Below are 22,049 nucleotides of genomic sequence, written 5' to 3'. Positions count from 1 at the left end.
TTGAAGGGAAGTATACCCCAAAAGGACTTTAGTGTCTACACGGGGCGTCCGGCCATCATGAAGCTCGCGGTCATGCCGCCGTCCACCGGCAAGACCGCCCCCGTGATGAAGCTCGCCCGCTCCGAGGCCAAAAAGAGGACCGCCTCGGCCACCTCCTCCGGCCGCCCGAGCCGCCGCAGGGCGTGCAGGTCCTCCCAGTCCCGCCGGGTTTGCTCGGGATCCTCGGAAAGGTCGATCGCTTCCAGGACCGCCGGGGTGGCGATCGCTCCCGGCGCGACCGCGTTCACCCGAATCCCCAAAGGCGCGAGGTCCAGCGCCATCGAGCGGGTCAGGTTAATAAGCCCGGCCTTCGAGGCGTTGTACGCCGCGTTCTCCTGTTCCGCGAACAGGCCCTGCACCGAGGCCACGTTCACGATCGCGCTCCCGGCGGGCATCTCCCGCGCCGCGAGGGCCGAGAGGTGCATGGGGGCGGTGAGGTTCACCTCGAGCACCCGCCGCCAGGCCTCGAGCCCCACCCGGAGGACCGAGCCGGGCGCGGAGGTGGCGGCGTTGTTCACTAGGACGTCCACCCCGCCCCACTGCCGGACCGCTTCGCGCACGAAGCGCTCGCGGTCCTCCGGTACGGCCAGGTCTCCCTGCACAAAGCACGCCGCGCACGCCCGCGCGACCTCGGCCCCCTCGGGGCGCAGGTCCATGAGCGCGAGGCACGCGCCCTCGCGGGCAAAGGCCTCGGCGACGGCGCGGCCAATGCCTTGCGCGGCCCCGGTGACGAGCACGACCTTACCGCTGAACATCCGCCTCCTCCAACGCCTCGTCGGAAAGCCAGTCAGCCCACGCCTCGAGGTGCGCCGCGTCCCCCACGCTCAAGGCCTCGCCGCGGGTGAGCTCGAGACGCGTGATCGAGGTGTTCGGCACGTGGAAGCGCCGCCACGCGTCGCCCGTTAGGCCAAGGACCTCCTTGAGCGCGGCACGGATCACGCCGCCGTGCGTGACGACCAGGTGCCGGCCGGGCTCGAGCTGCTCGAGGAAGCGCCGCACCCGGCCCGCGAGCTCGGCCATGCTCTCCCCGCCGGGGCGCGGGGTGCACCAGGGATCGCGGGTGACGGCTTGAACGAACTCGGGAAAGCGTGCGTGGATTTCCTCGCGCGTGAGGCCCGCGAGCTGGCCCACGTGGATCTCGCGCAAAAGAGGGTCGGTGCGGACCGCCGAGCCCAGGCCCAAGGCGAGGGCGAGGGCTTGGGCGGTCTCCTGGGTGCGCCGCAGGTCCGAGCTGAACAGGGTGGTGAAGGCGACGCGGCTGCGCTTGAGGCGCTCGGCGAGGCGGAAGGCCTGCCCGATCCCGGCGGGGGAGAGGGGGACGTCCGCGTGGCCTTGGACGCGGCCCGCCGCGTTCCACGCGGTCTCGCCGTGCCGGATGAGCCAGACCTCGATCAACGGAACGCGACCCCTTCCCCTTCCACGATCCGGCCGACCGGGTACGCCTCGCCCAGGGCCTGCCGGGCCTCCTCGGCGTGGGCTTCCGGGAGGACCACCAGGAAGCCAAGCCCCATGTTGAACACGCGGTACATCTCCGCCTCGCTCACGTGCCCCGCGCGTTGGATAAGCGGGAAGATCGGGGGGACGGGCCAGGTGCCCTTTTCGATCACCGCGCCGAGCCCCTCGGGCAGGACGCGCGGCAGGTTCCCCTCGACGCCGCCACCCGTGATGTGGGCCATGGCGTGGACGGGCAGGCCGGCCTCCAGCAGGCGCGTCACGGGCTCGAGGTAGCTTCGGTGCGGCTCGAGCAAGGCATCCGCAAGGGTTTTCCCCCCCAGCTCATCAAGGGGTTCGGAGAGATTCCAGGTTTCGAATGCCTTGCGCGCGAGGGAGTACCCGTTCGTGTGCAGGCCGCTGGAGGGCAGCGCGAGGATCACGTCGCCGCTCTGGGTGCGGCGGCCGTCCACGATCCGGTCGCGTTCCACCACACCGACGATCGTGCCCACCAGGTCCAGCCCGCCCTTGTGGTACACGCCGGGCATCTCCGCGGTCTCCCCGCCGAGCAGCGGGATGCCCGCGGCCTGGCAGGCCGCGGCGAGGGAGTCCAGAACCGCGCCCAGCACCTCCGGCTCGAGGCGGCTGGAGGCCACGTAGTCCAGGAAGAAGAGAGGACGGGCGCCTTGGACGAGGATGTCGTTGATCGAGTGGTTTACGATATCGAACCCAATTCCCTCCCACCGCCCGGTCTTCGCGGCGAGCAGGGTTTTGGTGCCCACCCCGTCCGTACTCGCGACGAGGACCGGGTGCGCGTAGTCCTTGAGTTTCTTGACATCGAACAGCCCCCCGAAGGCCCCCAGCCCCCACAGCACCTCGGGGGTGTACGTGGCCCGGATATGTTCGCTCGCGGCCTTGAGGGCGTTGGCCTTCCGGTTGATGTTCACCCCGGCGTCTTCGTACTTCATGCGCGTGCCTCCATGATCAGCGTATACGGAACCTGCCCTTCCAGGTAAGCCTGCGCCTCAGGGCCCTTGAGGAACGGGTCAGGCCCTTGGGGTTTCGGTTCGTAAAGGCCCTCGAGGTGAAGCCCCACCGCTCGAAGCGTGCGGGTCAGGGTCTCGAGGGTGCGGTGGTACGAGATCATCGGCACCTCCACTCCTTCCGCCCGCCACCGCCAACGCAAGGGACCCTCCTCGAGGTAAGGCAGGCCGTCGTGGATGGCGCGGGCCGGATGATCAAGGGAGAAGACGTACCGCCCGGAGGGCTTCAGGACTCGCCGAGCCTCGCGGAAGGCCGCCTCGAGGTCGGGCACGTAGTGCAGCGCGAAGGTCGAGACCACCAGGTCGAAGCTCGCGTCCGGGTAGGGCAGGGCCTCGAGCCGGGCCAGCACGAACTCCGCGCGCGCCCCCTGGGTGAAGGCCAGGCGCAGCGCGTACGCGAGCTGCGCCTCGGAGAAGTCCACCCCGTAGGCCTCGGCCCCCGCGCGGGCCAGCCAGACGGTGTTGAACCCCGCGCCGCACCCCGCGTCGAGCACCCGCCGGCCCTTGAGGTCGCCGAGAAGGCCGAGCGCTTCGTCGGTCACGCCCGGCCCCCAGTAAAAGGCGTCTCGGGGCGGGCGGTACTGGTGCCCGTAGAGGAGAGCGAGGCGGTTCCAGGCTTCCTGACTCATGGTCAGCTCAGGCGTCCACCTCGAGCGCTTGGGCGAGCAGCCGGCGCACCACCTCCGGCGGGGCGGTGCCGCGCGTCTTGCGCATCACCTGGCCCAGCAGGGCGTTGATGGCCTGGAGCTTCCCAGACCGGATCGAGGCCACCGCCTGGGGGTTCGCGGCGATGACCTCCTCCACGAGGGTGCGCAGGGCGGTCTCGTCGGTCACGGCCTTGAGGCCCCGCTCCTCCACGAGCCGCTCGGGGTCCGCGCCCTCCATCACCTCCGGGAGGAGCTGCTTGGCCACCCGCCCCGTGATCGTGCCCGCCTCCACTAGGCGCACGAGCCGGGCCAGGTGCTCCGGCGTGAGGCCCGTCTGGTGGATCTCGAGGCCCCGCTCGTTCAGGTACCCGGCCACGTCCGCGTTCAACCAGTTCGCGAGCTTCTGGGCCTCAACCCCGGTCTCGAGGGCCCGGTCGAAGAAGGCGGAGAGGCTCGGGGAGTAGGCGAGGATCTCCGCGTCGTAGGGGCGCACGCCCGCCTGGATGTACCGCGCCATCTTCCGGGCGGGCAGCTCCGGCATGCGGGCCCGCACCTGCTCGAGCCACTCCCGCGTGATCCGCAAGGGGGGGAGGTCCGGCTCGGGGAAGTACCGGTAGTCGGCCTCGGCCTCCTTGGTGCGCATCAGGTAGGTGCGTCCCGCGGCCTCGTCCCACCCGAGGGTGGCGGGCTTCACCGCACCGCCCCCCTTCAGGATCCGGGTCTGCCGCTTGATCTCGTACTCCAGCGCGCGCTGCACGCTCCGGAAGGAGTTGAGGTTCTTGATCTCGACCTTGGTGCCGAGCTCCTGGCCTTTGGGGCGGACGCTGACGTTCACGTCGGCGCGCATCTTACCCTCCTCGGGGTTTGCGTCCGAGATCCCCAGGGTCTGCGCGATCGAGCGGATGTGGTTCAGGAATCGACGGGCCTGCTCGGGGCTCGTGAGGTCCGGCTCGGTCACCATCTCGATGAGGGGAGCGCCGGTGCGGTTCAGGTCGATGAGGGAGTAGTCCGCGCCCGCGGGGTGCGTGGACTTACCGGCGTCCTCCTCCAGGTGCACGCGCTTGATGCGGACGCGTTCCCCCCCCACCTCGATCCATCCGTTCGTGCCGAGGGGCCGGTCGTACTGGCTGATCTGGTAGTTCTTGGGGAGGTCCGGGTAGTAGTAGTTCTTGCGGTGGAACTGGGTCCATTCGGCCACCCGGCAGTTGAGCGCCAAGGCGAACATGATCCCGTACTCCACGGCCTGCCGGTTGATCGTGGGCAGCACCCCAGGCAGGCCCAGGCAGATGGGGCAGGTATGCGTGTTGGGCGCGTCGCCGAAGTACTCGGCGGCGCAGGAGCAGAACATCTTGCTCCGGGTCTTGAGGTGCAGGTGGACCTCGAGGCCGATGACCGGTTCGTACATATCCCGCCCATTATATCCGTCGTGGTCGCCAGGGTACGCGCGGCTTCAGAGACGAGGCCAAGGCGTTTCGTGACCCGCCGCGCGCCGGATGCCGCTCAAGGGATGCGGCTCGGTAGAATGGGGCGCATGAAGGTGCGCGTCCTGTTCGTCTGCCTGGGCAACATCTGCCGCAGCCCCATGGCCGAGGGGATCTTCCGCAAGCTCCTCAAGGAGCGGGGCCTCGAGGACCGGTTCGATGTGGACTCCGCGGGGACCGGAGCGTACCACGTGGGCGAGGACGCGGACCCCCGCACCCGCCGGGTCCTCGAGCGCCACGGCGCGGCCTTCCCCCACACCGCCCGCCAGGTCACGCGCGAGGACTTCGAGCGCTACGATTACATCCTCGCGATGGACCGGGAGAACCTCCGTACCCTCAAGCGCCTGGCCCCCCCCGAGCATCAGGCGAAGCTGCACCTGGTCCTCGAACCGCTGGGTGGGGGGGAGGTGCCGGACCCGTACTACGGCGACCTCCACGACTTTGAGGAGGTGTACCTCATGCTGGAGGAGGCCCTGAAACGCTGGCTCGAGCGGATGACGGTCCATGCGGCCTGAGGCGTTGCTGGCTAAGGCGGGGCTTCCCGCCGCAGCGCTCGAACCCCTGGCGGGCGGGGATATCGGGCGGGTGTACCGGGCGGGGGCGTGGGTGGTGAAGACGCACCCCGCCCCACCCCCTGGCCTGTTCGCGGCCGAGGCCGCGGGGTTGCGGGCGCTCGCCCAGGCTGGGGTGCGCGTGCCGCGGGTGCGCTGGGTGGGAGCGGAAGGGATCGTGCTCGAGTACCTCCCGCCCGGCCGGCCGGACTGGCCGGGCCTGGCCGCGATGCTCGCGCGGCTGCACCAGCACCGGGGGACGGCGTACGGGTGGGACCGCACGGTGTATTTGGGGACCTTCCCGCTGCCCGCGGGGTTTGAACGGGCGTGGCGGACGTTCTGGCGGGAGCGGCGCGTGCACCCCTTGCTCGAGGCCACCTGGGGCCAGTTGGGTGAGGTGGGGCGGCGCGTGGAGCGGTGGCTCGAGGCCTTCGACCCGCCGGCGGAGGGACCGGTGCTCCTGCACGGGGACCTGTGGAGCGGGAACGTGCACATGAGCACGGTCGGGCCGGCCCTCCTGGATCCTTCCGTATGGTGGGGCGAGCGGGGCGTGGACCTGGCGATGATGCAGCTGTTTGGGGGGTTTCCCGAGGCGTTCTGGCGGGCCTACCGGGAGCATTACCCCATCCCGGAGGCGGTGGAGGCCGCCCTGCCCTTTTACCAGGTGTACTACCTGCTGGTGCACGTGTACTTCTTCGGGGCGGGGTACGTGGGGGCGCTCGAGCGCGTGTTGCGACGGGCGGGGGTGTAGCAAAGCCATGGAGGGGGATTTCACGCTGCTCGGGCCGATCGACCTGCTGCAGCTCTTGGCTTCGAGCCGCAAGACCGGCGCGTTCCAGGTGCAGAGCCGGGAGGGTCGGGGCGCGTGTTTTTTGGAGCGGGGGCGGCCGGTGCACGCGGTGTGGGGAGATAAGGTCGGGCGGGAGGCGCTGTTCGCCCTCCTCACCCAGCGCGAGGGGCGGTTTCGGTTCGTTGAGGGGCAGGCGGCGCCGGTAACGAGCCTTTCAGAGAGTTTAGACAACTACTTGCTCGAGGCGATCCGTTGGCTGGATGAGCGGGTGCAGGTAGGACCGTTTGATCAGGTGCGGCTTGCGGACGCTTCGCGGGCGAGCCACCTGACCCTGAGCGCGGAGGAGCTCGCGGTCCTCCCGCACCTGAGGCAGCCGGCGGCGGTGATGGATCTGGCGTTACGCACCAACCTGGGGTTGGAGCGGGTGGTGGTGACACTAGGGCACCTGGCGCGGCTGGGGCTTGTGCGGGTCACGCCGCGCACGCCGCGAACGGCGCGGCTCGTGGTGGCCTTGTCCCCCCAGGCTGGCCGCGCGGTGTGGGTGGACCCGTTGCTGTTGCGGGCCTGGCGCGGGCATTACGGGGCGTTCGAGCGGGTGCATGTACGCTGGGGGGAGCAGACCGTGGCCCTGCCGGTCGCGGAGGCGGAGGGTGCGGGCGCGAAGCTCTTGGTTTCGGGGGAGGCGATGCTGTTTTACGGGCTGCACGCCGGAGAACCGGTGCTGGTCTGGCCGGAGGTGTGATCCAGCCCGAGGGCTGACCGTTGCCTCCGAGGCCGGGTCGCCGCAGTGGGGTACGTGGGCCGCTGCGGGCAGGCTCACCCCGAGCGCCGCAGCGGTCGTTGCGGGGTGCCGCTGACGCTCCTGAGCCTGGAAAGCCCACCCGGACGGGGAGGGATGCCGGCCGGGCGGCCCGCGAATTGTGAAAGGCAGGCCACGCTGTGGGGTCAGGCGTGGGGTAGGCTAAGCGGTAAGCGAGGAGGCTGGGCATGGCACGGCTACGCGCGGGCGGATGGCGCCGCTGGGGGTGGGCTCTGGCCGGCGGGGTGGGGCTTGCCACGATGGGGTTGGGTTTGCGGGCGTTGGGCGTGGGGTACCCCTTGGAGGGGATGTACGGCCGCCTCACCTTCTGGTTGGGGGTGCCCGCGGTCTTTAACCTGGTCCACGAGGTGTTCGGGTACGGGAGCCTGGCCAAGAACCTGGCCGGCCTCGGAACGTTGGGGCTTTGGCTCTTGGGGCACGCGGCGCTCTTTTTCCTGTACCCCCGCGCGCCCGGGGTCGCGGTGGGGCTTGCAGCCCTGGGGTACGGGTACTTCGGCGGTTGGGGGGCTATGGTGGGGTTGACGCCCGCCTTCTGGGTGTGGGCGCGTTGGGGCATGGCTCGAGCAGTGCGGTTTGATCCCTCACGCCGCTCGAGCCTCAAGGAGATTGCGCTCCTCCCTGCGTGGCTCGCCTGGGGACAGCGCGCGCGGGGGGAGGAGCGGGTCGTGTTCGAGCGGATCCCGGGGCTTTCCCGGGAGGTGACACCCCAGGCGGAGCTGTACTACGTCTCGAAGAACCTAGCGGTCTTCGATCCCGACCTTCGGGGGCGGCCGTACCGCCTCGAGGTGGGAGGGCTGGTGGAACGGCCGTTGCGCCTGACGCTGGAGGAGTTGCGGGCGTTGCCCGCGGTGGAGTTCGTGCACGCGTTGATCTGCATCTCGAACCCCGTGGGGGGGGAGCTGGTGGGCAGTCCGCGCTGGCGGGGGGTGTTGTTGCGCACCCTTTTGGAGCGCGCGGGGGTGCGGCCCAAGGCGCGCTGGGTGGTGTTCGAGTCCCGGCCGGACGGGTACGTGGAGTCCCTTCCGCTCGACGAGCTGCCCGCGGAGGCCATGGTCGCGTACGCGATCGACGGGGAGGACCTCGAGCGGCGTCACGGGTACCCGACGCGGGTGCTGATTCCCGGTCGGTACGGGATGAAGCAGCCCAAGTGGCTGACGCATATCTGGCTTTCGGATACGGAGGCGGTGGGGTTTTGGGCCCGACGAGGGTGGAGCCGCACCGCGGTGGTGCGCACCATGAGCCGGATCGACGTGCCGGCGGACGGGGCGATCCTCGGGGTGGGGGAGGAGGTCGTGATCGCGGGGATCGCGTTTGCTGGGGGGCGGCCTTTGGAGCGGGTGGAGGTCTCGACCGATGGGGGGCGCACCTGGGGGCCGGCGGTGTTGAAACCGCCCTTGGGCCCGTATGCTTGGCAGCTGTGGGCGTTGCCTTGGGTGCCGCGAACGGCGGGTGCGCACGAGCTGGTGGTGCGGGCGGTCGAGGTGGGGGGGCGGGTGCAGGACCCGACACCACGCCGGCCCTTGCCAGACGGGGCGACGGGATACCACCGGGTTCGGGTGCGGGTGCGTTAAAGGGCGAGGTCCTCCCCCTCGGGATGCGGGGTGCGCAGCTTGTGCGCTAGGGGAGAGGGGGGCTCGGCGTAGGGGGGTGAGGGTTCTGGGGGGCCGTCCCAGTTCAGGGTGACGCCGCAGGTTAGGAAGAACAGCAGGGGGTGGGGGCGGTACGCGTCCTCTCGGTTCTCCGGGAGTTCGCCGGGTCGTTTGCACAGCATTGGGCTTATTATACCGGTGGGTCAGTAGGATTAAAGATGCATGGACTGATTTGGGTCATGTAAAAAACTCGGTTGAGTAAGAGGGGAGCCCTTAGTCTGGTTCTGCCATGAAGCCGACTGAGGACTCCCCGAGCTCCATCGTACCCTGTCCCCACTGCGGAGCCACCCGTGAGGAGAGCGGGGGCTACCGCAGACGCAAGCTGCGCACCTTTCGGGGCATCCAGGAAGTCAGAGTCAAACGGATCCGCTGCGCCCAATGCAAGCGCCAGAAACGAGCTCTCTACCCGGAGGACTGCCCTAGAAGCCGCTGGTACGCGATCTCCATCCAGGAGCACTTCCTCATCCTCGCAAGCCATCGCGCCCCTGAAAGCGTCCAAAACGATCTCGCCAAGAACCTGGGCTTCCCCCTCACCCGTCCCACCCGCCTCCGCTGGCTCAGGTCCGCGGGGGCCAGGGCCAAACGGCTCCTTCAGCGGGAGAACCGTCTTCTCCGAGGGCGGGTGTACTGGGGGAGTGTGGATGAATGGGCCTTTGGCCGGGGCCCCAAGGGGTACGGGTACCTTTACTTTGAGGCTTGGACGGGTTGCCCGCTGTGGGGAGACCTTGGCCATCGGCGGCGTTACGAGCGGGTGCGGGAGCTCCTTTGGAGGTTACCTCCAAGGCTGGGGGTGGTTTCGGACGGGGCGCAGGAGGTAGGGGAGGCGTTGGGCTGGTTGGGGCGGAGGCTGCTTTGGGCCCGGTGCGCTTTCCACCTGATGCGGGAGGTACGGGCCAAGGTGGACCGGAAGGCGTGGGGGGAGATACGGGAGGGTCTGAGGGTGCTGCGGGGGCTTGGGCCTGGGGAGAGGGAGGCGTTCTTTTGGAAGGAGCTTCTGCCCCGGTGGGGTAAGGCCTTGGAGGGCTGGGTGCGGGCTTGGGAGGGGTTGCAGGAGGCTTGGGGGGCCGAGGTACCGCCTCCTTGGACAAACAACGTGGCGGAGGTAGGGCATGGGCGATTGTGGCGGCGGCGCAGGCGGAGGGTGTTGCGGAGCCTGGAGGTGGGGGAATCCTGGTTGATGGTGGGGCTTTACCGGATGCGGCATCGGCGGATTGGGGAAAAGAGCCCCTGGGAAAGGCTTACGGGAACTCTTTCCCCAGAGTGCTGGTGGAGGCCCCTGGTGGGGAGGATAAAAGGGTCAACTCAAAACTTGCACCTCCCGCATATCCCGCATAAACCTTCACCCCCTCCCCCCGGCGGCCAGAGACCCAGGGCATAGAGCTCCCGCAGGGCGACCTGCACCACGAGCTCAGGCAAGAGAACCCGCGCCGCCCGCTCCCTGGCCTCCCGCCAGCTTCCTTCCCCCTCCATGCCCACCCAGTGGGCCAACAGGTAGGCCAGAAGGGAAAGCACCAGAAAACGGTGCACCCCCAAAGCCGTCCGCTGCCCAAACTGCCCCAGGGAGAACTCGCTTTTCGCGGCGCGGAAGAAGTGCTCTATGGCAAACCGCCTCTTTCCCCAAGTGAGCGCCGTCCGGGGCGTGGCGGGAAAGGTGGCCACCACGTACCGCCACTCCCAGCCCCCTTGGGGCAGGGGGTAGCGGTACCAGGCCACCCAGACCGGGAAGGAAAGCCCCCAAAGGTAGACCCGGCTCCCCTGCCGCCTGAGGTCCCCAAGCCTCCCCCCTTCCCGCAGCCTCCGGTCCCGCCGCATCCCCACCACCGCTTCAAAACCCAACCGCTTCACCCCGAAAAGGAACCGGTGGTGCCAAAGGCCGCATCCGCGGCCACCCGTATCCGGAAGGCCCGGCGCATCCAGGGGGGCAGAGAGGCCAGGAGGCTTAGGGCCAGGCGGGAGAGGGCCTTCTCCCCCTTGCCCCGCCAGAGGCGGTAGGCCCAAGGGATGCGGAGGTCTCCGTAGACGAGGTAGAGGACCACCAGATGGAGTCCCCACTTGCCGTGAAAAAAGGAGAGGGGCAGGGCCTGGAAACGGCCCCGCTTCTCCAGAGTGACTAGGTCCAGGACCACCAGGAGACGGGGCTTGGGGCCTTTTTTCTTTCTGGCCCGGTCCAGGGCTTTCTCGGCCTCTTTTCTTGCCAGGCGGATGAGAGCGCGGGTGGGCCAGGGGTAGCGGTTGAGGAAGCGAGAGAGGGCGGAGGGGGACTTGACCTGGCTGTGCTGGGGTCTGGCCTTGCCGTGGCCGTGGAGGAGGAGCAAGAGCAGGGCCTTGAGGGATTCCTGGAGGTGGGGGCTTGGCAAAAGGGCCAGGAGGGTCCAAAGTAGGGACAGGGCCGCTTGGGTCATGGCACCCGTCATCAGACGGGAAACCAGCGGCCCCTTTCAAGTGGTCCTGGCGCATAGGTATCCCCAGGGTGCATAAGTGCAAGTTTTGAGTCAACCGACTTTTTTACATGAGTCACTGATTTTGGGTGCGGGTTGGTCCTTGACAGGGGGGCAGGGGGCGGGCTAGGCTGGAGGTGTCCCCCCCCAGGGGGGGTGGGAGGTGCGAAGATGGTGAAGCTGAAGATCGAAGGCATGAGCTGCAATCACTGCGTCATGGCGGTCACCAAGGCCCTCGAGAAGGTGCCCGGCGTGGAGAAGGTCGTCGAGGTCAGCCTCGAGCGCGGCGAGGCCATCGTCGAGGGAAGTCCCGAACCCACCCAGCTCATCGCGGCGGTTGAGGAGGAAGGGTACCAGGCCCAGGTGGGGTGATGGCACGGACGCATACCCTGCACCTAGATTCCAAGGCCCGCGAGGATGCCCGCCGGCGGCTCCTCTCGATCAAGGGGCACGTCGAGGGCATCCTGCGGATGCTCGAGGACGAGTCGGTCTACTGCGTGGACGTTCTCAAACAGATCAAGGCCGTGGAGGGAGCGCTGGACCGGGTGGGGGACTTGGTGCTGCGGAGTCACCTCAAGGACCACGTGGTCACCGCCCACGAACGCGGCGACGTAGAAGCGATCGTCGAGGAGTTGATGGAGGTCCTGAAGTACCGCTAGCCACTCCTCGGCGGGGAAGGAGGCGAGGATGCCCCAGGAAGTCCGCTTCGGTGTCCAAGGCATGACCTGCGCGAGCTGCGTCGCGCGGGTGGAACGCGCTCTGAAGAAACAGAAAGGGGTCCTCGAGGCCAGCGTGAACCTGGCGACGGAGAAGGTCTCGGTGACCTTTGATCCCGGCCAGGGTGACCTATCGGCGCTCCTTGAGGCGGTTCAGGAGGCGGGGTACACCCCGGTCACGGAACGGGTCGAGATCCGGGTGGGGGGCATGACGTGTGCGAGCTGCGTCTCCCGAGTGGAGCGTTCCCTTAAGAAGCTCCCCGGCGTTCTCGAGGCCAGCGTGAACCTGGCGACAGAGAAGGCTACCGTGGTCTTCCTGCCGGAGATGGTCAGCCTAGCCCGGATCAAGGCGGCCATTCAAGAGGCCGGGTACGAGCCCCTTGAGGATACGGGGTCTGCTGGGGCGGAGGCCCAGGATGAGGCCCAGGAGAAGGAACTCAAGGCCTATCGTCGGGACCTGACCCTGGCCGCGGTGCTCACCGTACCGCTTGTGATCATCGCCATGACCCCCTACGCGCCGGACGGCTTCTTCTTGAAGGAGTGGATGCACGCCCTGCTGCCGAAGACCGTCTGGCGCTGGATCGAGTTCGCGCTGGTCACGCCGGTGATGTTCATCTCGGGGTGGCGCTTCTTCCGCGTGGGGTGGGCGGAGCTGAAACACAGAAGCCCCGGCATGAACTCGCTGGTTATGATCGGTACCAGCGCCGCGTACACCTACTCGGTCCTGGCCACCCTGGTCCCGGGCATCTTCCCAAAGGGCACGGCCAACACGTACTTTGAGGCCGCCGGTGTGATCATCACCCTGATCCTGCTCGGAAAGTACCTGGAGCATGTAGCCAAGGGGCGGACCTCGGAGGCCATCAAGAAGCTGATGCAGCTTCAGGCAAAGACCGCTCGGGTCCTGCGCGACGGGAAGGAGATCGAGCTCCCCGTTGAAGCGGTGGTGCCTGGGGATCTCGTGGTGGTGCGTCCCGGTGAGCGCATCCCGGTGGATGGCGAGGTCACCGAAGGGGAGTCGTACGTTGACGAGTCGATGATCACCGGTGAGCCGATCCCGGTCGCCAAGCACCCCGGTGACGAAGTCGTAGGCGGAACGGTTAACAAGACTGGATCCTTCGTCTTCAAGGCCACCCGCGTGGGTGCGGACACCGTGCTCAGCCAGATTATCCGCATGGTGGAGGAGGCCCAGAGCCAGAAGCCTCCGATCCAGCAGCTGGCTGACAAGATTGCCGGGGTCTTCGTGCCGGTAGTGCTCGTTATCGCTGCCCTCACCTTTGCGATCTGGTATATTTACGGGCCGAGCCCGCAGCTGACCTACGCTTTTGTGACCGCAGTGAGCGTGCTGCTCATTGCTTGTCCTTGCGCCATGGGCCTGGCCACACCGACAGCCATCATGGTCGGCACCGGTAAAGGGGCTGAGATGGGCGTCCTGTTCCGTAAGGGTACCGCGTTGGAAATGCTGGGCAAGGTGCAGACCGTGGTGCTTGACAAGACCGGCACCCTGACCAAGGGGCGTCCAGAACTCACCGACCTCAAGCCCTTTAACGGCTTTAGCGAAGAGGAAGCCCTTCGCCTGGTGGCGGCCGCCGAGCAGAAGAGCGAGCACCCCATCGCTGAGGCCATCCGCCAGGCCGCCGAGGCCCGCGGGATGACCCTGCCGGAGGTTGCTGCCTTCGAAGCCATTCCTGGGTTTGGCCTGAAGGCCGAGGTAGAGGGGCGGACCGTTCATGTAGGCGCTGACCGTTACATGAAAAAGCTCGGTATCGACATCAGTGGTACCGAGGCTCTGGTAGGGGAGTTGTCCGACCAAGCCAAGACCCCGATCTTCGCCGCAGTAGACGGAAAACTCCTCGCGGTGATCGCGGTGGCCGACCCCCTTAAGGAAGGTAGCGCGGAAGCGGTTGCTGCCCTCAAGGCCATGGGCATCGAGGTCGCGATGCTCACCGGGGACAACCAACGCACCGCCCAGGCCATTGCCCGTCAGGTGGGCATCGAGCGGGTCCTGGCCGAGGTGCTTCCGGACCAGAAGGCCGAGGAGGTCAAGCGTCTGCAGTCCGAGGGGAAGAAGGTCGCCTTCGTAGGGGATGGGATCAACGATGCACCAGCCCTAGCCCAAGCCGACGTGGGGATCGCCATCGGCACTGGGACCGATATCGCCATCGAAGCCGGCGACGTGATCCTGATGTCCGGAGACCTGCGCGGCATCGTGAACGCGGTGGCCCTCTCCAAGCGCACCTTCCGGACGATCGTCCTGAACTTCTTCTGGGCCTATGCTTACAACACCGCGCTGATTCCCGTAGCGGCTGGTGTGCTCTACCCTGCCTTTGGTCTCCTGCTCAACCCCATCTTCGCAGCTGCGGCGATGAGCTTCTCCAGCATCTTCGTTCTCATGAACTCCCTGCGCCTGCGTGGTTTCCGCCCGCCCCTGGCGCATGAGCCTAAGGCCCAGCCGCTCCAACCCGCCGCTGCGTGAGAAAGGGGGGAGGACATGCTCTTCGGAAAGCGCAAGCCCCAAGTAATCGTGTACACCACCCCCACCTGCCCGGACTGCCGGGCCCTCAAGGCCTGGCTCGAATCCCGCGGCGTGCCCTATGAGGAACGGGATCTGAGCGACCCCCGCACGGCCGAGATGGTCAAGAAGAAGTACGGCGTGCGCGTCGCGCCGGTCACGGTGATCGGCCGGGAGGTCTTCTACGGCACCTTCGCAGAGCAGCGGCCGAAGCTCGAGGCCGCCCTCGGCGAGCGCTAGGAGCGGGGGGGATGGCGCGGCCCGGCCTGAACCTCGCGAGGGTGTTGGCCGGGCTCATGCTGGGGGGGCTTTCGGGGCTTTTCGGCGTGTACTGGGACATCGCTTGGCACATCGACCGGGGGCGGGATGCCTTCTTCTCGCCCCCGCACAATCTGATCTACGGCGCGATGCTCGCGAGCGTCCTGGTGGCCGGGGTGGGGATGTTCCGGGAACGTCGCCGCACCCCCTGGCATTTGATGGTGGCGGGGCGCGCGCTGCACCCGGGCATCCTCACGGTCGCGGCGGGCGCGCTGTTGGTTTTGATCTTCGCTCCGGCGGATGATCTGTGGCACCGCCTGTTCGGGCCGGACATCTCGCTGTGGGCCCCGATGCACCTGATCGGCCTGTTGGGGTTGGGGCTCGCGAGCTTTGGGGGGCTCGTCACGGCCGAGATCGAGCGGTGGTGGGCGGCGGGGCCGGCGTACGCCTGGCTGAGCGTGGGGTTTGGGGGGCTGCTCCTGGGCTGGAGCACCCTGCTCCTCGCGGAGTACGAGTACGTGGTACCGGCCTTCAGCCCGGTCTACCACCCGGTGATCCTCGCGGGGCTCGGGGCCTTCGTTTTGGTGCTGCTGGCGCGGCTGGAGCCCTTGCCTTTCGCGGCGAGCGCGGCGGCTTTGGGGTACACCCTGTTTCGCGCCGCACTGGCGGGCGGCTTGATGCTGACCGCCCAGCTGGACTTGGCGGGGGTCTCGCGGCCCTTGATCGCGGTGCTGCTCCCGGCCGGGGTGGTGGCGGACCTCCTGGCGCGCTGGCTTCCCCCGTGGCTCCTCGGCGGATTCGTCGGGGGGACGGCCCTCGCCGCGAGCTACCCCGTCTTCGCGGAGGCGCTCTGGCCGGATTGGGTGCTGGGGGCGGCCTGGCCGTTCGCGCTCACAGCGGCCCTCTTGGGGGGCGCGTTGGGAGGATGGGTCGCGCGCCAGCTGCGTCCGTTGGAGGGAACGGCGTGAGGTGGGCGGTTGCGGTGGGCGCGCTGCTGCTCGGCTTTGCCGGGGTCTGGGCCCACGAGGAGCCGGCCCGTAACGGGAGTGTGGCGGGCGCGTTCGAGGTGGCCTTGAACTACCGCGGCGTAAGCGCGGAGAGCGAGGTCGTGCTCGAGGTGCTGGCCGACCCGCCCCCCGAGGAGGTGTTCGCGGCTTTGGTGCGTTTTGACGGGACGGGGCGAGAGCTCGTAGCCCGGCGCGTGCTGCGCGCGGAGGGCGGAGGGCGGTTTCGCTTCACGTACCGCTTCGCGGAAGAAGGGGTGTACGCAGTGTACTTGCGCCACGGGTCCGGGATCGACTTTGTATCTGGGACCTCCACGCGCGTTCTTTTAGGCGCGGCTCCGCAGGAGGTGGTGGCGCTCGGAACGCTCCGACGCGCGCAGGGCGCGGACGTGCCCGGGTGGGCGCAACCCCTGGGGTACGCGGTCTTCGCGGTCCTCGCGGGGCTGGCCCTGGCGTGGGGGGGGTTCGTGCTCAAGCACTTCGCGCGCGCGGTTAGCGCGTGATCTGGTTGAGGTACCCTAGGAGCGCGGCCCGAGAGAGCTCACCCACGTGCCGTGCGACGAGCTGGCCTTCGGCGTTAAAGAACAGGGTGGTGGGCAGCCCGATAATGCGGAAGTAACGGCCCGCCTGGTTGGTGGGATCGAGGAGCACCTCGGGGAGGTCGAACCCTTTCTCCTCGAGGAAGGTCTGAACCACAAGGCGGCCTTCTCCCTGATCCAGAAAGACGAAGGCCACTTCTGGGCGGGCCTGTGCGGTCTCGGCCAGGAGGGGAAGTTCCCTCAGACAGGGGGGGCACCAGGTAGCCCAGAGATTCAGAACCACCGGTTGACCCAGGTACTCTGTGAGCGTAACCTGCGTACCGTCCAGTCGTGTAAACGTGAGGGGGGGAAGGGTCTCGGCGGAGTCCGGGGCCTTGGGGGTGAGGCTACCGAGGGCGAGCCAGACCACGCCCGCAAGGCCCGCGGGTACGAGGGCCCACTGCAAAAGGAACCAATGTTTGCGGAAGAACCAGAGCGTGTACGCTGTACCGCCTGCGATGCCCCAAAGAGGGGAGAATCCACCTTGCCAGACGTACAGGACGCTCAAGGGATCCGGAGCGTAAGCCGGAAGGTTGTTCAGGACGAACCCCAGACGAGCAGCAACGAGGCCTAGGAGTACCGTGTTCCATCCCCAAGGGGCGAACCTTTTATCCACGGTGCGCGCTAGCACCTCCGCGGCGAGGATCAGTCCGGCCAGCGCCAGGGCAACATATGCCCGGGTGAGCGGAATCAGGAAGGGGCCAAGGTTGATCGCGTCCATACCCCATCCAGGTTACCCGGTGATCGGGTGGGCTGAAAGAGGGGAAGTGCAGGAACCCGGCTGGGTATCCCATGGGACGGGAACCTCCGTTCCTACAGAGCACCTATGATGAGCTTGAAGCACGGTTTCCTTAAGAGCCTCCCCGCGGTGAACGCTACGTGGAGTACTTTAAAACCCTCCCCAGGAGGGAAGGGCTTATACTAGCGAGGGAGGTGCACGATGCCGACGGAACCAGTATCCCTAGGCGCTTACGTCGCCAGCCTAAAGACCACGAAAGACCGGGTGCGCGACCGGGAGGCCTTCCTCGAGCGCTGCGCGCGCAAGTACCAGCCGCCCAGCCTTGCCGGCTTTCCCATGGTGGGCCTCGGCGGGAGCTGCGGCAAACCCGCGTTCCTCCTGCCGTACGTGGTGCGCTTTAACCGCGAGAACCTCGAGCGCCTCGAGGCCGTCGCGGAACGGTTCGGCATGTACGTGGAGTACGGGGCGTACCCGCACCTCAAGCAACCGGACGGGCTGGAGATCGCCGCGGTGCAGGACTGGACGAACTGCACCCTGGTCTTCCTCCGGCCGAGCTACGGGGAGAAGGAAGCCCTTCTCGAGGCGATCGCGGAGGCACTGCGCCCTTAAGGACCGGGCGAGGATTGGAGCGCGTGAGGGAGGAAGGGCATGGCCAAGTCTAAACGACGCGAAGGCAGCGGAAAGCGGCGGGTCCCGGACCGTGCGCGCCGACGCAGCCCGTGGGGGGTGCTGCTGGTGACTGCGGCGGTCTTGGGTGTGGCGTGGGGGGGGTGGTCCTGGTGGCAGGGGCGGCAAGTAGCCGCCGAATTCGCCACGCTCGTACGCCAGGGGCAGGCGGCCCTGGCCCAGGTGGAGGACCTCCCCTCTTACGGGCAGCGGCACGCCCCAACCGGGAGCCGCATCCAGTACCCGGACGAGTTCCCCACCTCCGGCAGCCACTGGCCGAGCTCGGTAGAGCCCGGGTTCTACACCCGTGAGCGCCGCCCGGAGGCGCTGGTGCACTCCCTCGAGCACGGCCACGTCGTGATCTACTACGATGCGCCGGGCGAGGACGCCCTCCGATTGCTCCGGGCGTGGGCCGACCTCTATGCCGGTGAGCCCTGGGCAGGCGTGGTGGTGGTGCGCAAGCCGGAGCTTGGGAAGGCCGTGGTCCTCACCGCGTGGACCAAACGCCTGCGCCTCGAGTCTTTCGACCCAGCGGCGGCCGCGGCCTTCATCGACGCCTACCGCGGGCGGGGGCCGGAGAACCCGGTGCGCTAACCCCGCCCAAAAGCCGGTGCGCGACCGCCCCTGCCCGACCGGCAGGGGCGGTATGATCAAGGTCATGAGCGCGTACTCACAGACCCGCTGGCGACTGGACGACCTGCTGGCCGGCACCGGACACCCCGACCTCGACGCGGCGCTACGGGCCCTGGACGAGGCCGTCACAGCCTTCGAGGCGGTGCGCGACGAACTCGGGCCGGAACTTACCGAGGCCCGCTTCCGCGAGATCCTGGACCGGCTCGAGGCCATCACCGAGCTAGCGCACAGCGCCTACGCCCTCGCCGGGCTTCGCTTCGCGGAGGACACCCAGGACCCCGAGGCGCAGGCCGCGCTCGCGCGGGTGCGGCAGCGGATCGCGGAACTCCAGAACCGCACCCTGTTCTTCGAGTTGTGGTGGAAGAACCTGGAGGATGCTGCGGCTGCGCGCCTGATGCAAGGCGAGACCACGCGCCGCTACTGGCTCGAGCACCTGCGCGCTTTCCGGGCGCACACCCTGAGCGAGCCGGAGGAACGGATCATCAACCTGAAGAACGTGACCGGACGGCAGGCGCTGGATACCCTGTACGACTCGATCACCAACCGCTACACCTTCCGGCTCGAGGTGGACGGGGAGACCAAGGAGCTCACGCGCGGCGAGCTGATGGTGTACGCGCGGGACGCGCGACCTGAGGTGCGCGCGGCGGCCTACCGGGAGCTCTACCGGGTGTACGGCGCGGACGGCCCGATCCTGGGGCAGATCTACCAGGGCATCGTGCAGGACTGGCGGAACGAGTACGTGCGCCTTCGAGGGTTCAAGACGCCCATCGCGGCGCGCAACAAGATGAACGACCTGCCCGACGAGGCGGTGGAGGCTTTGCTCACCGTCTGCCGGGAGAACGCCTCCCTCTTCCAGCGGTACTTCCGCCTCAAGGCCCGCTGGCTCGGCATGGAGAGGCTCCGCCGCTACGACATCTACGCCCCGGTCTCCGAAAGCAAGCGCACCTACCCCTTCGCGGAGGCGGTGGAGATGGTGCGCGTGGCCTTCGAGCGCTTCCACCCGCGGTTTGCCGAGCTCGCCCTGCGGGTCTTCGAGGCCGGGCACGTGGACAGCGAGGTACGCAAGGGCAAGCAGGGCGGGGCCTTCTGCTGGAGCCCCAGCCCGCGCCTCGTGCCCTGGGTGCTCCTGAACTACCAGGGGCGGGTGGAGGACGTCTCCACCATGGCGCACGAGCTGGGGCACGCGATCCACGCCATGCTCGCCGGGCACCACTCGATCTTCACCTTCCACGCCCCCCTCCCCCTCGCGGAGACCGCCTCGACCTTTGGGGAGATGCTCCTCGTGGACTACCTCCTCGAGGAGGAACGGGACCCGGCCGTGCGGCGGGACATCCTCTTCGCCCAGGTGGACGATAACTACGCCACCATCCTACGCCAGGCCTTCTTCGCCCTGTTCGAGCAGACCGCGCACGAGATGATCGCCGAAGGCGCGACCACCGAAGCCCTCGCCCAGGCCTACCTCGAGAACCTCGCCCTTCAGTTCGGCGACGCGGTGGAGGTCGGCGAGGAGTTTAGGTGGGAGTGGGTCTCCATCCCCCACATCTACGGCACGCCCTTCTACGTGTACGCCTACGCCTTCGGCCAGCTTCTCGTGCTCGCGCTTTACCGCCAGTACCGCGCCGAGGGCGAGGCCTTCAAGCCCCGCCTCGAGCGCATCCTCGCCGCGGGCGGCTCGGTCGCTCCGGCCGAGCTGCTCGCGCGGGAAGGGATCGACGTGCGCGATGCGGCGTTCTGGCAGGGGGGGTTCGAGGTCTTCGAGGGGCTGATCCGCACCCTCGAAGCCGAGCCCCTGCCCCAGCAGGCCTAGCCCTCACCCTTCCGGCCCGCGCTCGGCAGGGGCCTCCTGCAGGGCGTGGGCCTGGATGCGCTCCTCGAGCCGGCCCAGAAACCACCAGCTCCAGAGCCCACCGACGCCGAGGAAGGCGAGGAGGTCGGTCCAGGTAAGGGCCGCGACGCGCTCCAGGGAGGGCACGACCGTCCAGGCGACGTCCACCAGCCGCATGAGGACCAGCCAGGCCGCGATGGCCCCCAGTACCCAGGGGGTGCGCTTGGGGGGGTTGGTGAGGAGGAGGAGGAAGGGCAGGGCGAACTGCAGTCCCATCAAGGCCAGGCTGACCCCGCGCCAGGGCCCCTGGCTGCGCTCCACGAAGTAGATAGCCTCCGCGGGCAGGTTCGCGCCCCAGATGATCAGGTACTGCGCGAAGGCCAGGTAGGCCCACACCGTGAGGAAGACGAGCAGAAGGTTGGTGAGGTTTTGCAGGTTCGTAGGGGTAAGCTGGGACTTTAAGCCGGGAAGCTTAGGGGCCAGCAGTACTGCTCCCGCCACGGCCGCGGCCAACGCGGTGAGCACGTGCCCCTCCACGAAGATCGCCCCGAACGAGGCCGAGAAGAAGTGGGGTTCGAGGGACATCAACAGGTCCACCGCGGCGAAGCTCGCGGTGAAGACGAAGAGGACCATCCCGGCCGCGCTGAGCTCGGTACGCCGTTGCACGCGGCTCGGTTCGTGCGCGCGCCCCAGACGCACCAAAAGGGTGGTGAGTCCGATCCACAGGGCGAAGTACAGGGCGAAGCGCAACGCGAAGAAGCCGGGGTTGAGGTAAACCGCCTTGTGCTGGAGGATCGGGTCTTCGGCCACCGCCTCCGGCCGTGCCCAAGGGTAAAGCTCTTGCAGGCCGAACAGCACGGGCACGAACAGCGCGGCGAGCAGGGGGAGCGTCAGGGCCGAGGCCTCCATGAACGGCGCGATGGGCCGCCCCCAGAAGCTCTTCAGGAGGTGGTGCAGCAACAGCCCGCCCACCGCCCCCACGCTGAGGGCGAACCACCAGGTGTAGGCGAACAGATAGGACTGAACCACGCCGGGAGTGCCCAGAAGGCCGCTGGCGAAGAGGGCTACGAGGCCCACGACCCCCACGCCGAGCGCGAGGCGCTTGGGCGCCCCGATCGGCAGCGCTTCCTTAACGCGCTCCATGGCTTACCCGACCTCCTTCCAAGGGGCAGGCGGGGTCCCTGCCGTGCATACAGCGCTTGATGTAGGCCGCGACGCGCCAACGGTCCTCCGGGGTGATGCGGGAGGCGTAACTGAACATGCGACCGAACCCGTTGGTCGCCGCCCAGAAGAAGTACCCCGGGGGTTGGGCCTCGAGGCGAGGCTGCCGGAAGGACGGCGGGGCGGGGAACCCCCGCTGCACGACGATGCCGTCTCCTTCACCCGTGGAGCCGTGACAGACCGCGCAGAAGACCTGGTACACCTCCCCGCCCCGCGCGAGGTCCGCCGCGGCGATGGGGAGGGGTACCTCCTGCACGAACCCGCCCGCATCCATCCCGGTGTAAAAGGCCGCGTCGCGCGCCAGCGCCCCCCGCGCTACCGTGCGTGCGGGCGGTTGGCGGCGGGCCTGGGGCAGGGCTTGGGTGTATGTCTCGGAGAACGGCTCGGCGCGGGGTTGCGTCCACATCCGCGCGCAACCCGCGGTGAGGAGGGCGACGAGGAGCAGAAAGGCGCGATGCGTGACCTTCATGCCTCCCGAACCTCCGTGACGGAAAGGGCTCCGAGGCCCTCGAGGAACGTACGGGTCGCTTCGGGGTCGAACCTGGGGTCGGTGGCCTCCACGACCAGGACGAACCGGTCCGCGAAGATCCGCGGGTACACCGGGGTGTTGCGGAGGGGGTGGTGGGCCAGGGGCAGGCCGTTCATGAGCAGCATAGCGAAGAAGAGCGCGATCGAGATAGAGAGGATCGTGATCTCGAAGGTGATGGGGACGTACGCGGGCCAGCCGAGGAGGGGCTTGCCCCCGATGTTCAGGGGGTAGTCCACCGTCTGGATGTAGGCCTGCATCCAGAACCCGAAGGCCGCGCCGAGCATCCCAACAACGAAGGCGATCCAGGGGATGCGCTCGTCCCGCCGGCCCAAGGCCTCCACAAGCCCCTCCACCGGGAATGGGGTGTGGGCGTCGAGGCGTTGGTACCCTTCGGCGCGGGCGCGCCGGGTAGCCTCGAGGAGCCGTTCCGGGTCGTCGAACTCCGCGACCAAACCGAATAGCCGTGCCACGCGGTCACCCCT

The 22,049-nt window shown here is 68.2% G+C and carries 23 protein-coding genes and 1 pseudogene; 13 read left to right on the top strand and 11 right to left on the bottom strand.

Annotated elements, in window-relative coordinates:
• Positions 1-35: 35 nt before the first annotated feature.
• Genes MARKY_RS11140 through gatB form a run of 5 tightly spaced genes read right to left on the bottom strand, consistent with a single transcriptional unit; the run spans position 36 to position 4,565 of the window.
• Positions 36-794, bottom strand: coding sequence for an SDR family NAD(P)-dependent oxidoreductase (locus MARKY_RS11140; protein WP_013704979.1), 759 nt, complete (start codon positions 792-794; stop codon positions 36-38).
• Complete coding sequence (locus MARKY_RS11135) at positions 781-1,434, bottom strand: histidine phosphatase family protein (protein ID WP_013704978.1); 654 nt, start codon at positions 1,432-1,434, stop codon at positions 781-783. Before MARKY_RS11135 ends, MARKY_RS11140 begins: the two co-directional genes overlap by 14 nt.
• The gene (gene purM / locus MARKY_RS11130; protein ID WP_013704977.1) at positions 1,431-2,438 is read right to left on the bottom strand and encodes a phosphoribosylformylglycinamidine cyclo-ligase; all 1,008 of its coding nucleotides are present in this window, start codon (positions 2,436-2,438) and stop codon (positions 1,431-1,433) included. The genes MARKY_RS11135 and purM overlap by 4 nt, the downstream gene beginning before the upstream one ends.
• Positions 2,435-3,142 carry a class I SAM-dependent methyltransferase gene (locus MARKY_RS11125; protein WP_013704976.1) on the bottom strand — a complete coding sequence of 236 codons (708 nt, stop codon included), beginning with the start codon at positions 3,140-3,142 and terminating at the stop codon, positions 2,435-2,437. Before MARKY_RS11125 ends, purM begins: the two co-directional genes overlap by 4 nt.
• A gap of 7 nt (positions 3,143-3,149) precedes the next feature.
• Positions 3,150-4,565 carry an Asp-tRNA(Asn)/Glu-tRNA(Gln) amidotransferase subunit GatB gene (gene gatB, locus MARKY_RS11120; protein ID WP_013704975.1) on the bottom strand — a complete coding sequence of 472 codons (1,416 nt, stop codon included), beginning with the start codon at positions 4,563-4,565 and terminating at the stop codon, positions 3,150-3,152.
• Positions 4,566-4,682: 117 nt separating this feature from the next.
• Between gatB and MARKY_RS11115 the strand changes: the two genes are divergently transcribed.
• The 4 genes from MARKY_RS11115 to MARKY_RS11100 all read left to right on the top strand — a co-directional run bounded on the left by MARKY_RS11115 (position 4,683) and on the right by MARKY_RS11100 (position 8,373).
• On the top strand, positions 4,683-5,156 hold the full coding sequence (locus MARKY_RS11115; protein WP_013704974.1) for a low molecular weight protein-tyrosine-phosphatase: 474 nt from the start codon (positions 4,683-4,685) through the stop codon (positions 5,154-5,156).
• Positions 5,146-5,943 (top strand): fructosamine kinase family protein, encoded by a 798-nt coding sequence (locus tag MARKY_RS11110; RefSeq protein WP_013704973.1) that lies wholly within the window; start codon positions 5,146-5,148, stop codon positions 5,941-5,943. The genes MARKY_RS11115 and MARKY_RS11110 overlap by 11 nt, the downstream gene beginning before the upstream one ends.
• A gap of 7 nt (positions 5,944-5,950) precedes the next feature.
• The gene (locus tag MARKY_RS11105) at positions 5,951-6,724 is read left to right on the top strand and encodes a DUF4388 domain-containing protein (RefSeq protein WP_013704972.1); all 774 of its coding nucleotides are present in this window, start codon (positions 5,951-5,953) and stop codon (positions 6,722-6,724) included.
• 245 nt (positions 6,725-6,969) lie between these two features.
• Positions 6,970-8,373, top strand: coding sequence for a molybdopterin-dependent oxidoreductase (locus tag MARKY_RS11100; RefSeq protein WP_013704971.1), 1,404 nt, complete (start codon positions 6,970-6,972; stop codon positions 8,371-8,373).
• Here MARKY_RS11100 and MARKY_RS11095 read toward each other — a convergent pair.
• A complete protein-coding gene (locus MARKY_RS11095; RefSeq protein WP_013704970.1) occupies positions 8,370-8,573 on the bottom strand; it encodes a hypothetical protein in 204 nt (67 codons plus the stop codon). The genes MARKY_RS11100 and MARKY_RS11095 overlap by 4 nt on opposite strands.
• Before the next feature lie 1,180 nt (positions 8,574-9,753).
• Positions 9,754-10,853 (bottom strand): annotated as a pseudogene (locus tag MARKY_RS11090) (transposase).
• Between the two features lie 207 nt (positions 10,854-11,060).
• Between MARKY_RS11090 and MARKY_RS11085 the strand changes: the two are divergent.
• Genes MARKY_RS11085 through MARKY_RS11060 form a run of 6 tightly spaced genes read left to right on the top strand, consistent with a single transcriptional unit; the run spans position 11,061 to position 15,879 of the window.
• Complete coding sequence (locus MARKY_RS11085) at positions 11,061-11,261, top strand: CopZ family metallochaperone (RefSeq protein ID WP_013704969.1); 201 nt, start codon at positions 11,061-11,063, stop codon at positions 11,259-11,261.
• Positions 11,261-11,548 carry a metal-sensitive transcriptional regulator gene (locus tag MARKY_RS11080; protein WP_013704968.1) on the top strand — a complete coding sequence of 96 codons (288 nt, stop codon included), beginning with the start codon at positions 11,261-11,263 and terminating at the stop codon, positions 11,546-11,548. Before MARKY_RS11085 ends, MARKY_RS11080 begins: the two co-directional genes overlap by 1 nt.
• 28 nt (positions 11,549-11,576) lie before the next feature.
• Entirely contained in the window at positions 11,577-14,078 is a 2,502-nt protein-coding gene (locus MARKY_RS11075; protein WP_013704967.1) for a heavy metal translocating P-type ATPase, read from the top strand.
• Between the two features lie 15 nt (positions 14,079-14,093).
• Positions 14,094-14,354 (top strand): glutaredoxin family protein, encoded by a 261-nt coding sequence (locus tag MARKY_RS11070; protein ID WP_013704966.1) that lies wholly within the window; start codon positions 14,094-14,096, stop codon positions 14,352-14,354.
• Positions 14,355-14,365: 11 nt separating this feature from the next.
• Positions 14,366-15,340, top strand: a complete 975-nt coding sequence (locus MARKY_RS11065) for a hypothetical protein (protein ID WP_013704965.1) — start codon at positions 14,366-14,368, stop codon at positions 15,338-15,340.
• Positions 15,337-15,879, top strand: a complete 543-nt coding sequence (locus MARKY_RS11060) for a hypothetical protein (RefSeq protein WP_013704964.1) — start codon at positions 15,337-15,339, stop codon at positions 15,877-15,879. Before MARKY_RS11065 ends, MARKY_RS11060 begins: the two co-directional genes overlap by 4 nt.
• Here the strand turns inward: MARKY_RS11060 and MARKY_RS11055 are convergent.
• Positions 15,869-16,675, bottom strand: a complete 807-nt coding sequence (locus MARKY_RS11055) for a TlpA disulfide reductase family protein (protein WP_013704963.1) — start codon at positions 16,673-16,675, stop codon at positions 15,869-15,871. The genes MARKY_RS11060 and MARKY_RS11055 overlap by 11 nt on opposite strands.
• A 219-nt stretch (positions 16,676-16,894) precedes the next feature.
• Between MARKY_RS11055 and MARKY_RS11050 the strand changes: the two genes are divergently transcribed.
• The 3 genes from MARKY_RS11050 (at position 16,895) to MARKY_RS11040 (ending at position 19,799) form a co-directional block, all read left to right on the top strand.
• The gene (locus MARKY_RS11050) at positions 16,895-17,302 is read left to right on the top strand and encodes a hypothetical protein (protein WP_013704962.1); all 408 of its coding nucleotides are present in this window, start codon (positions 16,895-16,897) and stop codon (positions 17,300-17,302) included.
• 39 nt (positions 17,303-17,341) lie between these two features.
• A complete protein-coding gene (locus MARKY_RS11045) occupies positions 17,342-17,953 on the top strand; it encodes a thioredoxin-like domain-containing protein (RefSeq protein ID WP_013704961.1) in 612 nt (203 codons plus the stop codon).
• A gap of 64 nt (positions 17,954-18,017) precedes the next feature.
• Entirely contained in the window at positions 18,018-19,799 is a 1,782-nt protein-coding gene (locus tag MARKY_RS11040; RefSeq protein WP_041658091.1) for a M3 family oligoendopeptidase, read from the top strand.
• Between the two features lie 3 nt (positions 19,800-19,802).
• On the opposite strand, the gene MARKY_RS11035 is transcribed toward MARKY_RS11040, so the two are convergent.
• From MARKY_RS11035 to MARKY_RS11025, 3 genes are read right to left on the bottom strand one after another with little or no spacing between them, the layout of a single operon-like run.
• On the bottom strand, positions 19,803-20,960 hold the full coding sequence (locus tag MARKY_RS11035; RefSeq protein ID WP_013704959.1) for a hypothetical protein: 1,158 nt from the start codon (positions 20,958-20,960) through the stop codon (positions 19,803-19,805).
• A complete protein-coding gene (locus tag MARKY_RS11030) occupies positions 20,947-21,507 on the bottom strand; it encodes a c-type cytochrome (protein WP_013704958.1) in 561 nt (186 codons plus the stop codon). Before MARKY_RS11030 ends, MARKY_RS11035 begins: the two co-directional genes overlap by 14 nt.
• The gene (locus MARKY_RS11025) at positions 21,504-22,037 is read right to left on the bottom strand and encodes a DUF3341 domain-containing protein (RefSeq protein ID WP_013704957.1); all 534 of its coding nucleotides are present in this window, start codon (positions 22,035-22,037) and stop codon (positions 21,504-21,506) included. Before MARKY_RS11025 ends, MARKY_RS11030 begins: the two co-directional genes overlap by 4 nt.
• Between the last annotated feature and the right edge of the window lie 12 nt (positions 22,038-22,049).

Origin of the sequence: Marinithermus hydrothermalis DSM 14884 (genome assembly GCF_000195335.1) — a bacterium.
Taxonomy (GTDB): domain Bacteria; phylum Deinococcota; class Deinococci; order Deinococcales; family Marinithermaceae; genus Marinithermus; species Marinithermus hydrothermalis.
This window is presented reverse-complemented; position numbering and strand designations above follow the sequence as displayed.

Excerpts from the sequence above, each read along its gene's own strand:
- MARKY_RS11140 (WP_013704979.1), bottom strand. The coding sequence starts at position 794 with ATGTTCAGCGGTAAGGTCGTGCTCGTCACCGGGGCCGCGCAAGGCATT.
- purM (WP_013704977.1), bottom strand. The coding sequence starts at position 2,438 with ATGAAGTACGAAGACGCCGGGGTGAACATCAACCGGAAGGCCAACGCC.
- MARKY_RS11125 (WP_013704976.1), bottom strand. The coding sequence starts at position 3,142 with ATGAGTCAGGAAGCCTGGAACCGCCTCGCTCTCCTCTACGGGCACCAG.
- gatB (WP_013704975.1), bottom strand. The coding sequence starts at position 4,565 with ATGTACGAACCGGTCATCGGCCTCGAGGTCCACCTGCACCTCAAGACC.
- MARKY_RS11115 (WP_013704974.1), top strand. The coding sequence starts at position 4,683 with ATGGGGCGCATGAAGGTGCGCGTCCTGTTCGTCTGCCTGGGCAACATC.
- MARKY_RS11110 (WP_013704973.1), top strand. The coding sequence starts at position 5,146 with ATGCGGCCTGAGGCGTTGCTGGCTAAGGCGGGGCTTCCCGCCGCAGCG.
- MARKY_RS11105 (WP_013704972.1), top strand. The coding sequence starts at position 5,951 with ATGGAGGGGGATTTCACGCTGCTCGGGCCGATCGACCTGCTGCAGCTC.
- MARKY_RS11100 (WP_013704971.1), top strand. The coding sequence starts at position 6,970 with ATGGCACGGCTACGCGCGGGCGGATGGCGCCGCTGGGGGTGGGCTCTG.
- MARKY_RS11095 (WP_013704970.1), bottom strand. The coding sequence starts at position 8,573 with ATGCTGTGCAAACGACCCGGCGAACTCCCGGAGAACCGAGAGGACGCG.
- MARKY_RS11085 (WP_013704969.1), top strand. The coding sequence starts at position 11,061 with ATGGTGAAGCTGAAGATCGAAGGCATGAGCTGCAATCACTGCGTCATG.
- MARKY_RS11080 (WP_013704968.1), top strand. The coding sequence starts at position 11,261 with ATGGCACGGACGCATACCCTGCACCTAGATTCCAAGGCCCGCGAGGAT.
- MARKY_RS11075 (WP_013704967.1), top strand. The coding sequence starts at position 11,577 with ATGCCCCAGGAAGTCCGCTTCGGTGTCCAAGGCATGACCTGCGCGAGC.
- MARKY_RS11070 (WP_013704966.1), top strand. The coding sequence starts at position 14,094 with ATGCTCTTCGGAAAGCGCAAGCCCCAAGTAATCGTGTACACCACCCCC.
- MARKY_RS11065 (WP_013704965.1), top strand. The coding sequence starts at position 14,366 with ATGGCGCGGCCCGGCCTGAACCTCGCGAGGGTGTTGGCCGGGCTCATG.
- MARKY_RS11055 (WP_013704963.1), bottom strand. The coding sequence starts at position 16,675 with ATGGACGCGATCAACCTTGGCCCCTTCCTGATTCCGCTCACCCGGGCA.
- MARKY_RS11050 (WP_013704962.1), top strand. The coding sequence starts at position 16,895 with ATGCCGACGGAACCAGTATCCCTAGGCGCTTACGTCGCCAGCCTAAAG.
- MARKY_RS11045 (WP_013704961.1), top strand. The coding sequence starts at position 17,342 with ATGGCCAAGTCTAAACGACGCGAAGGCAGCGGAAAGCGGCGGGTCCCG.
- MARKY_RS11040 (WP_041658091.1), top strand. The coding sequence starts at position 18,018 with ATGAGCGCGTACTCACAGACCCGCTGGCGACTGGACGACCTGCTGGCC.
- MARKY_RS11035 (WP_013704959.1), bottom strand. The coding sequence starts at position 20,960 with ATGGAGCGCGTTAAGGAAGCGCTGCCGATCGGGGCGCCCAAGCGCCTC.
- MARKY_RS11030 (WP_013704958.1), bottom strand. The coding sequence starts at position 21,507 with ATGAAGGTCACGCATCGCGCCTTTCTGCTCCTCGTCGCCCTCCTCACC.